Below are 13,353 nucleotides of genomic sequence, written 5' to 3' on the forward strand. Positions count from 1 at the left end.
GAGGAAAATGATATATTTTATTAAAAACAGAAATAAAACATAAAACAAAAATCACCCTGTTATAGGGCGATTTTTTGAATCATATTCTATTAAAAACTGAATTATTTATAAACCTGTTTATCCTCTGATTTTCTTTTTTTGTAATTCATAAGGTAAATTCCTTTATCAGAGCTTTTTGAGAAATTATTACTAAATTCCCAAACGAAACGTGCATTTGCTCTGGCATCTTCGTTGGTGAAGTTTTCGTATTCAATTCTATAAAGTGAACTAAACAACCGTGAACGTCCTACCCCATGATGGCAATGAATTAAAACCGGATAATTTTTGGGATCATCCATAATTGTTAGAAACTTTTTTACAGTACTATCCTGAGGAATTTGATCTGTAGGCAGATTAAAATAATGAACACCTGAAATTTTGTCTACGGCATTTTCTTCTGCATTCACCTGCTTTTTTGTTTCAGGATTTAGTTCTGTTTGTTCTACACCATCCCGTAAGTCGATAACGGTTTTTATGTGATGATCCTTTAGAACACCAGGTAATTTATTTGGAGGTATAACCCCTGAGTTATAGACTTTATTTTCTGAAATGGTTACTAAATTATACCGTACTTTTTTCTGATAAAGAGAACAAATTAAAAATAAGAACCCTATTATTACTAATGGAATTATTATTCTTTTTATTGTGGTTTTAAAATTTAAATTCATTAGGATTAAATTTTGAATATTGTAAAGCTATAATTTATTTTAAAAATACTCATTTTCTCATCATAAAAAGGTGGAACATTTAGAAAAGCAAAAAAAGGGCACCACTACCCTTTTTTTGCATTATCAAAAAACTCTCCATTGATAATGTTCTGGAAAGAAAAATAAAGATCGATTTTAATGTAAATTAGCATAAACTACTACAAATGGAAATATTATTTGATATACTTCAAACGGAGAATGATTATGTATATCTTATTCTTAGACTTGCTGCCGGGATTATTATTTTTCCTTATGGAATGCAAAAGCTATTGGGTTGGTTTGACGATATGGGCGGCGGTGTAGGAATTAAAGAGACTTTTTTTAAGATGAGAGCTAAAAAAATTCCGGGCTTTATTACCTGGATGGTTATTATAGGGCAATCTTTGGGAAGTATTGCTTTGATACTAGGCTGTCTTGGGAGAGTTGCTGCTTTAGGCAATTTTGTTATTTTTTTAGGAGCCTTGTTTGTGCATCTGCCTGAGGGATGGACCTTGAACTGGCTCAAAAACAAAAAGGGCGAAGGTATAGAATATTTCGTATTACTGCTGGCAATTTTACTGATTATTATCCTTAAAGGAACTGGTACATTATCTGTGGATTATTGGTTGATCTCTTCTAAGATTATATTAAGATAAAATTGTACTCCAATTATTGTAACTCATCAAATTCCAGATATATTATTTCAGGATTATTAAAGCTGATATTTTTATACTCTTTAGTACCACTGCATTTCTCTTTTAAAGATTGAGTTTTTTTTGCTTTACTGGAAACAATTGCTATTTCACCATTTTGTAATGTAGCCGCAACGTTCTTATTTTTTATATCAATTTTTGAAAGTTCATCAAAATCCGGACGATTTAAAATCTGATGGGCTAGAAATTGTTCTTTTTGATCTCCAAATAAAATATAATCACATGGGTTTCCTTCGCTTTTATCTTTGTTTAGCTTATGAAAATACAATACTTTGGTTATTTCTACTTGTGCATCCTTTATGATAAGTTCTCCGCCGCGCTCAAAATGACCTCTGTAAATGTTAGCTTTAAAAGTGGTGATATCATTGAGGATGCTTGGAAGCACAAATTTTTCTGGTTCCAGTGTATACATATTATTTTCCGGATGTACTACTCTATCTTTTTGATAGTTTAAGGTAGATGTCTCATCTAATTTTATTTTTAGAATAACCTGATAATCATGAGGTGAATGAAAAAGAGGAAGATGGGAAGCATATTGAGTATCGCTCCCGAGTAAAACCATACCATGAATTCCGGGATGATCTTTTGTATCATGTGTTTGAGAAAAAGTAAGTATTGAACAAGTGAATATTATGGCTAAAATAACACGGGATATAATGGAAGAACGCTTCATTTTTATTATTGATAATTAATCTTGCAAAGTTACGTTGGAAACTACTATCAATACCTCTTGAAATAATATTTTTTACTTAAAAATAATTCATTGGAAATTTCTTTTTGGTTTTTTTATTTAAGAATCATCATCCTTCTCTTTTATTTTCGAATTATTTAAAAGAAATAGAGCTATCCCAGAAAATCAAAAGGATATGTTTTCTGACCATATTTTTGATCTATCTCTTTTAAGAATTCTTTTCGCTCTTCAGTTAATTCCGGAACGGGTAAAATCTGACCTGGTAATACGGAAATACCTATCTCTCCAAATAAATTCTCCAATCCTGCCGGGACAACAGTACAGAGTAACCGGGCATATTTTTCAGAAGTATTTTTAAAACAATGTATAGAACCACCAAAAGGGATATTAACAAAACCGTCTTTACTTACAATTTGCTTTCCTGCTTCAGTTTTAAACTCTACTTCCCCTTCCAGGACATGAAACATTTCTTGGGTATTTGGATGTGAATGTGGCGGCGGACCTCCTCCCGGAGGCACAACCATTTCTATAACAGCATAATTGCCACCAGTTTGTTCGCCAGAGATTATAATTCTATAATTGCCACCTGCAACAGCTAATAGTTTCCCTTCGTTTTTGTTGATAATACTGATATTTGAATCCATATCGCTTTCTTTTATTGAACTCTTACATTACGTTTACCAAACAAATATAAACAGATATTAGATAATCTCTCACATTTACTAGTTGCCCTTTTGTTAAGTGGTTAGTAACCTTCAATTTTACAATAAAGATCAACAAAAACAGATCTATTATTAAGAACTAACAATTTAAAAATTAAGTAAAATGAAAAAATTTATCCTCTTACTGTCTTTTGTATTGGTGTGCCAAAACCAATTAACTGCCCAAAAAATAATTACTGATCCAGGTACTACTGCTCCTGCGCCAACCTATAACATTACGGTTACCAGACAAGATGATTTTGCTCCAACTACACCGGGTTATGCACCCACTACTATTAACCTTGAGATAAAAAAAGGGTCTAATTCTCAAATTAAAGCATTTGGCCCAGGCGCTCTTCCTGGAATTTACACTTTTCCTATTTCTATTTCTCTTCCTGGTTTCCCCCCTCCAGTAACTTATGTTAAAGTAACTTCTAATGATCCGGTGTATCCATCATTATTTAGTGCTTATTATCCACTTTCAACTGCTGTAGGAAGTCATACAACAATTTCAGATCCCAATATGATCGTATACGACCCATACCCGGGTCAATATGGATATGGAGTTGATCTTTATTGTACAGCTCCGAATCAATATACAATGAGGGTTACTAAGTTCTTATGTTATATATGTGTTCGTCCTCCTGTTTCAAAAACTGCAAATCCTCAAAACAATGTATCTCTGGTACCCAACCCAAGTATGGGATTCTCTGAGCTTTACTATACCGCTGCTGATAAAGAAACCATTTCAATTAATGTAGCTGATATGAATGGTAAAATAATAAGAGCATATACTACCGATATAGAAGCTGGATTAAACAAACTGCCGATCGATATCCAAAATCAATTGGGAGGAACTTATATTGTTCAATGGAAATCAAACGCCGGAACAAGTGGAACTTTAAAACTGATGAAAAAATAATAATCATAACTGATATCCTATTCCATATTCCAAACTCCTGCAATTTTTGTGGGAGTTTTTTGATACCATTATTCAGTTTCCTTATCCTATTAGATGATTGATCATGACTAAGACTATTAAAAATAAGATCAAATGAAAATCTGTGCCTTCAGAATAGATGGTACTCAGTACAAAACAGGATTTCTAAGATCATAAAACGAAGAAACCAAAGTAGAGCTTTCCTGCTTTGTTTTTCATTTAAATAATCTTATGATTGGTAGCAAAAGCAAGTGCTTCTGTAAAGTTTTTAACTCCAAAAGTGTCAAAAATTTTTCTCCTGTAATATTTGACGGTATCCGGTGAAACAAATATTCTTTCTGCAATCTGATTGATCGTTAATCCCTGAGCATATAACCGAAGTATCTTCAGTTCTTTTTCTTTGAGTGTTGGTTTGTTTTCTGTGATCCAAATTTTTTTGGATAGATCCAATTTCCATAACTGATCTGAACCCTGCTTATTTATAGTTACATTCCCAGCCTTTTGATTATGCGAAATAGATACTATACACAATGATTTCCATAAAGAACCATTTCCGCTGAGGAAAAGAGGGGTTAATTTGTGGTTGATAAGAACAGGCTTATCATACTTACCTTTTAAATGAAAATCATAAGAAATGCTGTATAATTTTCTGTCAGCATCTTTAGGCAGCTTATCATAAAAATCAAATCCAAGTGTATTGATCATGCTCAGTAGCTCAAGATCTTCTTTAGGTACATTGTTGAAATAAAATTCATAACCCATCTCAAATACTTCTTCCGAAGAATAGCCGCATAAAAACAAAGGATTGTTTGAAACATATTCAAACTTCATTTCCTTATAATCGATTACATAAACACTTTGATAAGTAATTTTCGCAAAAGACTTTACGACCTCCAGATAATCGCCAAACTGAAGTTTATCTTCGTCAGATATTGTTTTTATCCTATTTCGATTAAGCAATGAATTTTTTTCATTTTCCATTGGATAAAAATAATAAAAACTAAACAAAGGTGTAAAGTTGGTTTAAAATGATTTATCGTTTTTTGCGGTAGGATTTAGTTCCGGCCATATGATAAAAAATCATTTACAAAAGATAGTACCGTTTAATAAACACCATTCGAATTATGAGTGAAGAATTCTGTTCAAACTGCAAACAAACTGTAAAACCAAAAAGAATTGATGGTCGGTATATCTTGCATGAAATCGAACATGTTTTACATTTTGAAAGAGGTATTTTATATACCATACGGGAATTATTAGTAAGACCCGGACAAAATATAAAGAATTTTATTAATGAAAATAGAAGCAGACTTGTAAAACCTGTGATATTCATTATTGTAGCATCGCTGATTTATACTTTGATCAGTCATTTTTTCCATATTGAAGAAGCGTATATTAAGTATGATGATGCAACAAAAGGAACAGAAGTCAATGTGATTAACGATTGGATTCAAAGCCATTATGGATATGCAAATATTATAATGGGAGTCTTTATTGCTTTTTGGTTGAAAGTATTTTTCAGAAAATATGATTATAATTTTTTTGAAATATTAATCCTATTATGTTTTATACTTGGAATGGAAATGTTGATATTTTCTGTTTCTGCACTTTTTGAAGGATTAACTAATTTTCCATTAATGAAGGCTGCCGCAGCTATTGTCTTTATCTATTTTTCGTGGGCCGTTGGTCAATTTTTCGATAAAACAAAGGCTATGAGTTATGTAAAGGCCCTTGTTTCTTATATATTGGGAATGACCACATTTGGTATTGTAGTCATTATTTTAGGAATTTTAATGAACCTGACTTTAAAGCACTAAAATTTGGAAAGAACTTTTTTACGATAAGATGCAGTATTTTAAAATATGGATGCCTGATCCTCTTTAGCACTTTTTTCCTGAATAATATTATTGTTCAGCGACAGAATGCAAATCCATAAAAAAACCGCTCTGAAAAGAGCGGAATAACTAACTAATAAATACTTGATTATATTAACAAGTAGATTCAAATAAAAGTAATTTGAGCTACTCCATTAACTGCAGATTGTATGTTGCACAATGATTGCTTACAAGAGCCCCCAATATCATGTACTATAGGGGTTCTATTTTTTTATTGCTGATTTTCTACAAAAAAAACCGCTCTAAAAAGAGCGGTATACTTTTAATACTTGTTTTTTTAGCAAGTAGTAGCTCCACAATTAAGTAATCTGATGTGGATTACATTATTGATTTCACACTGTACTTGGCATAATCCATTTCCTAAGTTACCTACTACGTTACCAACGATACCTCCAACACCGCTAGCAACACCGCCAACGATACCTCCAACAGTTCCAGCAACAGCTCCAACAACTCCTCCAATTAGACCTCCGATTGGATCAAGTAATCCTTCTCCTGAAATAGATTTCAACTCGTCTCTGTTTAATTTTTTAAAATTTTTCATGATATAAAATTTTTATGTGGTTAATACATCACTAAGATATGAAAAATTACAATACCCTTCTATTTTTTTGGAAAAAATAATGAAATATTCTTATAACTTAATATTTCATTAATATAAGTGGTATTTGATGAGGATATCGCTTTTGTGATTTTTCCTTTATAAAATGCCTTTAGACAAATATCCAGGCTCATTTTTGTGAAATGTGGTGTTCCTTATTCTCCCTTAAAGAAAGTTTTTTCAATTTTAAGAATTTGTAAAAAAAACTAATAAATGTCACATAAGTGTGTCATTTGTCATATATTTGTGTTATGAAAAGTACAGAAGACAAAATTATAGAAGCAGCAGTACATGTATTAAATGGTAATGATGCTGCTACAATTGATGATATCGCTAATCATATTGGAATAAACCGACGAACAATTCACAGGTATTTTAAAGATAAAAATCTTCTTATCGAACAGTGTAAGCAAAAAATGATGACAACATGTAATGCAACAATGATAGCTGCTTACCAGAGCAGTAATGAACCAATTGTTCAAATGGAAAATATGTTCTATGCGGCTCTTAGTATTGGTAATGAATACTCATTTGTAAAAAAACGTTTTGAACGCAGTGGCTATTCTGAAGTAGTAAGTAATGAAGAAGGGTTATACGACGATGTTAAAGCAAAATGGTTTAGAATTGTAGAAAAGCTTCAGGAAGACAGGATGGTTGATAATAAATTTACAGTTGCATGGATCTACAATCTTTTTGGAGGTATCATTGATATTGCCATCGTTGCATTGCGTAATGAAGAGATAGCGGGTAATGATCTGAAAAAGTTTGCCTGGTCTTCTTTTAAAGGCAGTATAGGATTGAAACAATCAATAAATAATTAAGCAATATGGACTCAAAATTGGCAAATCAACATTTGGAAAATTATCAGGATAACGAACTTGTAAAATTGATAATCGGATTTACCAGCCATATCGAACACTTAGAGGATGGTATTAAATTACATTATGTTACTGGTGGAAAAGGTTCACCTCTTGTACTCATTGCAGGTTGGCCGCAGACCTGGTGGAGCTTCCATAAAATAATGCCGGCATTGGCAGAGAAACACCATGTGATTGTTGTAGATATCAGAGGAATGGGAAGTTCCGATAAGCCTGAAGATGGATATACAAAGAAAAATATGGCTGCTGATATATTGGCATTGACTAAAAAGATTGGATATGAAAAGATAAGTATTGCCGGGCATGATATTGGGGCGGGTGTTGCCATTAGTTTTGCTGGGCATTTTCCAGAAAATACCGAGAAACTCATCGTTTTAGACACCCCGCATCCTGACGAAAATATGTATAAACTTCCAATGTTACCTGTAGGCGCCCCTGTATATCCCTGGTGGGTGGCTTTCAATCAGGTTAAAGATCTACCAGAAAAATTGACAGAGGGACGATTCCATATGATCCAGGATTGGATCTTCGATCATCTTTTACAAGATCAATCAGCGATTAATGATTTTGACCGTAAAGTGTATGCAAACGCTTATGCTGACAAAGATTCTATAAGGGCCTCAAATGCTTGGTACCAAACATTTACTCAAGACATTCAGGATATAAAAACAATGGCAACTATTCGTGTGCCTACAATGGGTATTGCAAGCAATGAAAGTTATGAAATGCTTAAATTTTCTTTATCACAGTATGCCATAAATTTAGAAATGAAGGAAATTAAGGGAACTGGTCATTTTTTAATGGAAGAACAGCCTGAAGAGGTCACACAATTAATCTTAAGCTTTATGGGTAAATAACCTTTTATTTATTATTCTATCGGACAAAAAGTTCAACTTTTTACAAGTTATTAAATTTATTATTTGATAATCAGTATTTTAAATAAAAATTAGACAGATCTGTCTAATTTTTAAATTAAAATATTACCTTTGTTTCATGGATACAAAGAATCGCATTATGGAAACAGCTGATAAGCTCTTCTATTTTCAGGGTTATCAGTCGACGGGGATCAATCAGATTATTGCAGAAGCGAATGTTGCGAAAGGAAGCTTATACAATCATTTTCCTTCAAAAAAAGAGCTTGGTCACGCCTATGTAAAGCAATCCAGTGAACAATGGTTCAAAGGACTTGAGGAAGAATTAGAGCCTTATTCTAGTCCTGCTCAAAAACTTCTTGCTATTTTTTCGTTTTCAGAAAAGTATGCTCAGATCAATCATTTTAACGGGTGCCGTTTAATTAATATTTTAACGGAAGTTACTGATCAGGATGATCAAATTACGACAATGGCAGTGGCTCATAAACAAAAATTCCGGGAATTTTTATATCAACTCACAACGAAGATATTTACCAATTCAGCTCAGGCACTTGAAATATCCGACACCATTTACCTACTCTATGAGGCTGCAACTGTTGAAAGCAAAATCTTTAAGAACAAATGGCCCATTGAACTGGCTCGAAAAAATGCGACACAGATCTTAGCACAAAATCAAATACCAAATAATAAATAGCTAAATGGATATTAAAAAACAAACCGAACTTATTTTTGAACCCATTCTTTTGCCTCAGGATTACAAATTTGAATTGCCTGAAAATGTTGAAGAGATTTTTATTAATGTTGCCTCAGAAGTTGACTTAAATGGTCTTTATCATAAGACTACAAAAAGTCCGTTACTCTTGCTCTATTTTCAGGGAAATGCGAAAAACATGCAGAATTTTCTTGATAACCATTCTATGATATTAGATTGGGGATACAATGTTTTGGTTACTGACTATCGTGGTTTTGGAAAATCAACAGGAATGATTGACGGGGAACAAAATATGTATAATGATGCCGAACAGATCTATGATTATGCACTACAATTAGGATATCGTCCCGAAGATATAATCCTTTACGGCTATTCTATGGGAACCTCAATGGCCGCCTATCTGGCAACTAAAAAAGATGCTAAGGCTCTCATTCTTGAAAGTCCCTACTCTTCTATTGCGGAAATTGATATTTTTGGAAATCAGGCACCTGCCTATCAACTCAATACTGCAGCTAGAGCTGATGAAATTACTATTCCTACTTTATTGATTCATGGTGAGCAGGATGATGTTTTACCTCCTGACCATTCAGAGCGGATATTTGCTAATCTTCAAACTCAGGAAAAAGAAATGACTGTAATTTCTAAAGGAGGACATGGTGATCTAAAAAGCAGAAGTGAGTATAAGGAAAGCTTCAATAGGTTTATTTCTAATTTATAAGGAGAAAATAGATATTCTATTTCAATATGAAAATCTCTCATATTATTTCCTTGGAATATGAGAGATTTTTATTAGAAAGAAGTTTATGTATTAATGCTCTTGTCTTTTAAGTCAATTTCAAATAGACAGCAATTGGGTTCCCTTTGATAATGTAACGGAAGATTTGCAGTGTCTGTCAGTCTTTCTATTCCTAAGAAATTAAACCCAGCTGAGGTATAGTGTTGAATAAGCTTGGTATTGTTTCCTAAGGTATCAAGACGTATAAATTGTTTTCCTGATTGTTTTGCGTATTCTTTTGACCACTCTACAATATCATCAATATATCGGTGTCCCCGAAATGATGGATGAGTAGAAATGCGATGAACATAAATTGAATCATTTTTATCCCTTTCACCCCAAATTTCCGGATCCTCAAACGCGATAACCCAGATGCACGCGATGTTGCTGTGATCATCAACTATTTTCCATTGTCGTTTCTCTTCTATTTCTTTTTCAATAAAAGTTTTTTCGAAAAAAGGCCATATGACCATTTGTCTTTGGGCCTGTAAATTCCGTGCAGCTTCATAAAGCGACATTATCTCATTGACATCACTCATTACGCAGTTTTTAATTTCCATAGTATTGTATTTTATACGTCACAAATATCAGGCTCATTTGAAGGCTGAAAAATCTGAATCTTGCTTTATTTATCACCTACCACACTGTCGATCTCGGTTTGTGTGATTCCGTATTTTGCTACCCGCAAACGATGGTCAGTTGATCCTATATATTTGCGGAGCTGCGAGTTTACAGCTTGTAAAAGGTCTTGGTTATTTTTACTGAAAGAGAAAGCACCGACTGATGCGCCGCTATCTTTAGTTATCTGATGTGGGACTGCTTCCAGCTCTCGATGTGCATCGGCAATAGCACGATTACCAATTGCTGTAGCCGCAAATGCGTCGATCTTCCCTGCTAATAAAGCTGCGATTGCATCTGGCTGACTGTTAAACATGACAATCTGCTTATCAGGTATACCAGCAAATTTTGCAGCATCATATTGTAGTTGTCCTGGAATTACTCCTAGCAGAGCATCATTGTTCCTTACCACAGCTTCATAGCTGGTTAGTGTTTTTGGATTGCCATTATGTACAACGAATCCATCGCCAAGCGACCAAACCGGAAGGCTGAAAGCTACTTTCTCAGCACGTTCAGCTGTAGCGAAAATGGGTACGTTCATATCCCATCGATCTGCCTTTACACCAGGTAAAAGTTCTTCGAACGTAGTGAGATGATATTCGATGGAAGAAACACCTATCGCTCGAAGTACAACTTCGGTCAACTCGATGTCTGCACCTTTTACAAGATGCTCTTCAGTCCAATAGAAAGGAGGTTCTTCAATATAGGCGACTCTGATTTTATTCCATCTATCAGGCGTTGAAATTTTTGTTTCCATTTTACTTGCTGTTATATGATTCATACCTATCTACCCTATTTATAAAGATGATTTTGTAATGATTATCAATGCTAATAGTGTAGTATTAATTTGTAATACAAAGCTATAACTATAAATAAACTTATAACAGATACAGATATTGGAAATTTAAGTGTAACAGATTTATAAATGAAACCAAACTAGCTAAACCTCAGGGATAGCAGAAAATAGATTCCCTAACTTAATCAGGGCTTTTTCTACTTTATTCTCCCATAAACTGCAATAGCTGACACGAATATAGTTTCGATATTCTCCTTTTGATGAAAATACCTCTCCGGGAACATAAGATACATCGTTATTAAATGCCGTATCTAAAAAATAGGTCGTATTGATATGATCAGGGAGCTCGATCCAAATCATAACGCCGCCGTTAGGTCTGGTTATTTTGGTGTTTTCAGGAAAAGATTGTTGAATAAGATCAATGGTTCGGTTCAGATTTTTATGCAACTCAAGTCTGAATTTTTGAAGATGACGTTCAAAAAGCCCGGACTGTAATAATTGTAAAATTACTCTTTGATCGAAACTGGAAGTTGAATGGTTATTGATGTATTTAATTCTGGCTACCTGATCGGTAAATCTTCCAGCAGCACACCATCCAACCCGAAAGCCTGGAATTAATGTTTTTGTAAATGAATTACAATACAATACCCATCCATGGGTATCATAGGTCTTGATGGTATCTGGCCTGCTTCCTTTAAAAAATAGTTCACCATAAATATCATCTTCTATTATTGGTATTTGGGAAGAATTAGCCCATTCAGCAAGTTCTTTTTTTGTTTCAGTATTGATGCTGGCTCCATCAGGATTGTTAAAGTTACTGACAAAAATACATGCCTTAACCTGCATTTTTCCGCAGATTTCTTTCACATTTTCAATAGATATCCCCTCTTCAGGATGTGAAGGTACTGTAGATACTTTGAGGTTTAAACATTCCAATACCTGCATAATACCATGAAAACAAGGATCCTGGACTAAAACAGTATCTCCCGGTTGTGTTATTGCTTTAAGACAGCAAAAAATAGCTTCCGTCGCCCCATTAGTGACAATTAACTCATCAGTATGAATTACTCCTTTCCAGATCAAAGATCTTTTGGCTATTTCATCCCGTAACTTCTGATTGCCTTTTCTACCTTCTAATGTCAGGTAGCTTCCACTGATATCTCTTGAAGTTTGCTGTATTGCTCTTTTGATACTATTGAAAGGTAATAATCTATTATCTGGAAGGGCTTTAGCAAAAGATACAAAATTTTTACTGTCATTTTTAAAAGGCAGTTTTTGTAAGAGTTGATCGATCTTAACAGTGTTTTGTTCCAATGAAACAGGCAATACGTTAGGCAGGGGTAACTTTTTATGCATGTTGTCATTGACAAAATATCCCGATTTTTCTCTGGAAGTTATTAATCCTTTATCCATTAGATAATTGAATGACTGTAATATTGTACCAATACTTAAGCCTTTCTTTTGATGTAAACTCCTTAATGAAGGCAATTTATCTCCTGGCTTATAGGTTTTATCTTCTATCATTTGCGCAATTTTATTGGCAAAACTAATGTAAACAGGTTCTTTCATGTACTATCTGTTATAGGATAATTTATAAAAATAAAATCTGTTAAAGGTATAGAATCTTTACAATATAAATCGGATTAAAGAATTAATACTATTTGAGCCATTTTAAAATAAGCAATCTTCATTAATTATAAAGACTTGTATAGCTCTTCATAAATTAAATATTGTTTTTAATCTCCCGGTTTTTATCTACCCAATAGGCTAACGAGATAATAAGTACTGATGCAATAATTGAAGATATAAATAATGTCATTATTGAATCAGGGGGTGTCGGGCCAAAAGTATTGGCTAGGTTGATCATTAAAAGTAAAGCAATCAATATCCATAATCCCCACTTTCCAATTTTATTTTTGGCTTTAGTAATTGCAGCATAAACAGATGTACCAATTAAGAATATTGCAGTCTCAGTAAATAGCGTAATCATGACATGATTCCAAAGACCAAAACCCACTTTATAATCATTAAAAGGTGTCAATGGCAAATCCGCAACATGAACAATTAAGTCAAGAAACCAGTGACTTAGCACACAGATACCCACGACGATTGCACCTTGTCTGTCTCTTTTAACAAGCCAGTAAATAAATCCTACGATGACACCCCATACTATATTCATGAGTAAACTATGTGTATAAGGGTATAATAAAAATTCAAAAGCATTTGTCTTCGTATAGCCACGTATAATAGCCACCTTTTCAATGTTGAAAATGAGGAGAAAGGGCCAAAGGATATCTACAAATTGAGTAGCAATAAAGAGAATTCCTAGTGAAACTTGTGGTGCAGCCTTTTTAGCTGCAAATGAAAGTCCAAAGTGTCCTATAAACATGATGTATTTTATTAACAAAAGTAGTTTGGAATGAGGGGTTTTCCTCT

16 protein-coding genes are annotated in these 13,353 nt (G+C 33.5%); 7 read left to right on the forward strand and 9 right to left on the reverse strand.

Features of this window, described 5'->3' with window-relative positions; translation table 11 throughout:
• Positions 1–101 precede the first annotated feature (101 nt).
• Positions 102–707, reverse strand: coding sequence for a dual specificity protein phosphatase family protein (locus J7E44_RS01100; RefSeq protein WP_214824643.1), 606 nt, complete (start codon positions 705–707; stop codon positions 102–104).
• A 203-nt stretch (positions 708–910) separates the two neighbouring features.
• On the opposite strand from J7E44_RS01100, the gene J7E44_RS01105 reads away from it, so the two are divergent.
• Positions 911–1,381 carry a DoxX family protein gene (locus J7E44_RS01105; protein WP_214824646.1) on the forward strand — a complete coding sequence of 157 codons (471 nt, stop codon included), beginning with the start codon at positions 911–913 and terminating at the stop codon, positions 1,379–1,381.
• A 13-nt stretch (positions 1,382–1,394) separates the two neighbouring features.
• Here J7E44_RS01105 and J7E44_RS01110 read toward each other — a convergent pair whose 3' ends face one another.
• Together J7E44_RS01110 and J7E44_RS01115 are read right to left on the reverse strand one after the other, a co-directional pair.
• Positions 1,395–2,111, reverse strand: a complete 717-nt coding sequence (locus J7E44_RS01110; protein WP_214824648.1) for a hypothetical protein — start codon at positions 2,109–2,111, stop codon at positions 1,395–1,397.
• Between the two features lie 170 nt (positions 2,112–2,281).
• Positions 2,282–2,773 (reverse strand): cupin domain-containing protein, encoded by a 492-nt coding sequence (locus tag J7E44_RS01115; protein WP_214824650.1) that lies wholly within the window; start codon positions 2,771–2,773, stop codon positions 2,282–2,284.
• A 181-nt stretch (positions 2,774–2,954) separates the two neighbouring features.
• Here J7E44_RS01115 and J7E44_RS01120 point away from each other — a divergent pair, with 181 nt between their 5' ends.
• Positions 2,955–3,752, forward strand: coding sequence for a T9SS type A sorting domain-containing protein (locus tag J7E44_RS01120; RefSeq protein ID WP_214824653.1), 798 nt, complete (start codon positions 2,955–2,957; stop codon positions 3,750–3,752).
• Positions 3,753–3,989: 237 nt separating this feature from the next.
• On the opposite strand, the gene J7E44_RS01125 is transcribed toward J7E44_RS01120, so the two are convergent.
• Positions 3,990–4,751 (reverse strand): response regulator transcription factor, encoded by a 762-nt coding sequence (locus J7E44_RS01125; protein ID WP_214824655.1) that lies wholly within the window; start codon positions 4,749–4,751, stop codon positions 3,990–3,992.
• A gap of 143 nt (positions 4,752–4,894) precedes the next feature.
• On the opposite strand from J7E44_RS01125, the gene J7E44_RS01130 reads away from it, so the two are divergent.
• Complete coding sequence (locus J7E44_RS01130; RefSeq protein ID WP_214824656.1) at positions 4,895–5,587, forward strand: DUF3667 domain-containing protein; 693 nt, start codon at positions 4,895–4,897, stop codon at positions 5,585–5,587.
• Positions 5,588–5,942: 355 nt separating this feature from the next.
• Here the strand turns inward: J7E44_RS01130 and J7E44_RS01135 are convergent, their stop codons facing one another.
• A complete protein-coding gene (locus J7E44_RS01135) occupies positions 5,943–6,209 on the reverse strand; it encodes a bacteriocin-like protein (protein ID WP_214824657.1) in 267 nt (88 codons plus the stop codon).
• Between the two features lie 308 nt (positions 6,210–6,517).
• On the opposite strand from J7E44_RS01135, the gene J7E44_RS01140 reads away from it, so the two are divergent.
• The 4 genes from J7E44_RS01140 to J7E44_RS01155 all read left to right on the forward strand — a co-directional run bounded on the left by J7E44_RS01140 (position 6,518) and on the right by J7E44_RS01155 (position 9,446).
• On the forward strand, positions 6,518–7,087 hold the full coding sequence (locus J7E44_RS01140) for a TetR/AcrR family transcriptional regulator (RefSeq protein WP_214824658.1): 570 nt from the start codon (positions 6,518–6,520) through the stop codon (positions 7,085–7,087).
• A 5-nt stretch (positions 7,088–7,092) separates the two neighbouring features.
• A complete protein-coding gene (locus J7E44_RS01145; RefSeq protein ID WP_214824659.1) occupies positions 7,093–8,001 on the forward strand; it encodes an alpha/beta fold hydrolase in 909 nt (302 codons plus the stop codon).
• A gap of 136 nt (positions 8,002–8,137) precedes the next feature.
• Positions 8,138–8,710: a TetR/AcrR family transcriptional regulator gene (locus J7E44_RS01150; protein ID WP_214824660.1), complete on the forward strand. Its 573-nt coding sequence runs from the start codon at positions 8,138–8,140 to the stop codon at positions 8,708–8,710.
• A gap of 4 nt (positions 8,711–8,714) precedes the next feature.
• Entirely contained in the window at positions 8,715–9,446 is a 732-nt protein-coding gene (locus J7E44_RS01155; RefSeq protein WP_214824661.1) for an alpha/beta hydrolase, read from the forward strand.
• An 83-nt stretch (positions 9,447–9,529) separates the two neighbouring features.
• On the opposite strand, the gene J7E44_RS01160 is transcribed toward J7E44_RS01155, so the two are convergent.
• The 4 genes from J7E44_RS01160 to J7E44_RS01175 form a co-directional block, all read right to left on the reverse strand.
• A complete protein-coding gene (locus J7E44_RS01160) occupies positions 9,530–10,063 on the reverse strand; it encodes a GNAT family N-acetyltransferase (RefSeq protein WP_214824663.1) in 534 nt (177 codons plus the stop codon).
• A gap of 65 nt (positions 10,064–10,128) precedes the next feature.
• Positions 10,129–10,902, reverse strand: coding sequence for a transporter substrate-binding domain-containing protein (locus J7E44_RS01165; protein ID WP_353050426.1), 774 nt, complete (start codon positions 10,900–10,902; stop codon positions 10,129–10,131).
• 159 nt (positions 10,903–11,061) lie between these two features.
• Positions 11,062–12,486 carry an aminotransferase-like domain-containing protein gene (locus tag J7E44_RS01170; RefSeq protein ID WP_214824667.1) on the reverse strand — a complete coding sequence of 475 codons (1,425 nt, stop codon included), beginning with the start codon at positions 12,484–12,486 and terminating at the stop codon, positions 11,062–11,064.
• A gap of 154 nt (positions 12,487–12,640) precedes the next feature.
• Complete coding sequence (locus J7E44_RS01175; protein ID WP_214824669.1) at positions 12,641–13,306, reverse strand: metal-dependent hydrolase; 666 nt, start codon at positions 13,304–13,306, stop codon at positions 12,641–12,643.
• Positions 13,307–13,353 lie beyond the last annotated feature (47 nt).

Source organism: Chryseobacterium sp. ISL-6 (assembly GCF_018613715.1).
GTDB classification, from domain to species: Bacteria; Bacteroidota; Bacteroidia; order Flavobacteriales; family Weeksellaceae; genus Chryseobacterium; species Chryseobacterium paludis.

What these genes read in the sequence shown, in the direction of transcription:
- J7E44_RS01100 (WP_214824643.1), bottom strand. Translation starts at nt 707, where the DNA reads ATGAATTTAAATTTTAAAACCACAATAAAAAGAATAATAATTCCATTA.
- J7E44_RS01105 (WP_214824646.1), top strand. Translation starts at nt 911, where the DNA reads ATGGAAATATTATTTGATATACTTCAAACGGAGAATGATTATGTATAT.
- J7E44_RS01110 (WP_214824648.1), bottom strand. Translation starts at nt 2,111, where the DNA reads ATGAAGCGTTCTTCCATTATATCCCGTGTTATTTTAGCCATAATATTC.
- J7E44_RS01115 (WP_214824650.1), bottom strand. Translation starts at nt 2,773, where the DNA reads ATGGATTCAAATATCAGTATTATCAACAAAAACGAAGGGAAACTATTA.
- J7E44_RS01120 (WP_214824653.1), top strand. Translation starts at nt 2,955, where the DNA reads ATGAAAAAATTTATCCTCTTACTGTCTTTTGTATTGGTGTGCCAAAAC.
- J7E44_RS01125 (WP_214824655.1), bottom strand. Translation starts at nt 4,751, where the DNA reads ATGGAAAATGAAAAAAATTCATTGCTTAATCGAAATAGGATAAAAACA.
- J7E44_RS01130 (WP_214824656.1), top strand. Translation starts at nt 4,895, where the DNA reads ATGAGTGAAGAATTCTGTTCAAACTGCAAACAAACTGTAAAACCAAAA.
- J7E44_RS01135 (WP_214824657.1), bottom strand. Translation starts at nt 6,209, where the DNA reads ATGAAAAATTTTAAAAAATTAAACAGAGACGAGTTGAAATCTATTTCA.
- J7E44_RS01140 (WP_214824658.1), top strand. Translation starts at nt 6,518, where the DNA reads ATGAAAAGTACAGAAGACAAAATTATAGAAGCAGCAGTACATGTATTA.
- J7E44_RS01145 (WP_214824659.1), top strand. Translation starts at nt 7,093, where the DNA reads ATGGACTCAAAATTGGCAAATCAACATTTGGAAAATTATCAGGATAAC.
- J7E44_RS01150 (WP_214824660.1), top strand. Translation starts at nt 8,138, where the DNA reads ATGGATACAAAGAATCGCATTATGGAAACAGCTGATAAGCTCTTCTAT.
- J7E44_RS01155 (WP_214824661.1), top strand. Translation starts at nt 8,715, where the DNA reads ATGGATATTAAAAAACAAACCGAACTTATTTTTGAACCCATTCTTTTG.
- J7E44_RS01160 (WP_214824663.1), bottom strand. Translation starts at nt 10,063, where the DNA reads ATGGAAATTAAAAACTGCGTAATGAGTGATGTCAATGAGATAATGTCG.
- J7E44_RS01165 (WP_353050426.1), bottom strand. Translation starts at nt 10,902, where the DNA reads ATGAATCATATAACAGCAAGTAAAATGGAAACAAAAATTTCAACGCCT.
- J7E44_RS01170 (WP_214824667.1), bottom strand. Translation starts at nt 12,486, where the DNA reads ATGAAAGAACCTGTTTACATTAGTTTTGCCAATAAAATTGCGCAAATG.
- J7E44_RS01175 (WP_214824669.1), bottom strand. Translation starts at nt 13,306, where the DNA reads ATGTTTATAGGACACTTTGGACTTTCATTTGCAGCTAAAAAGGCTGCA.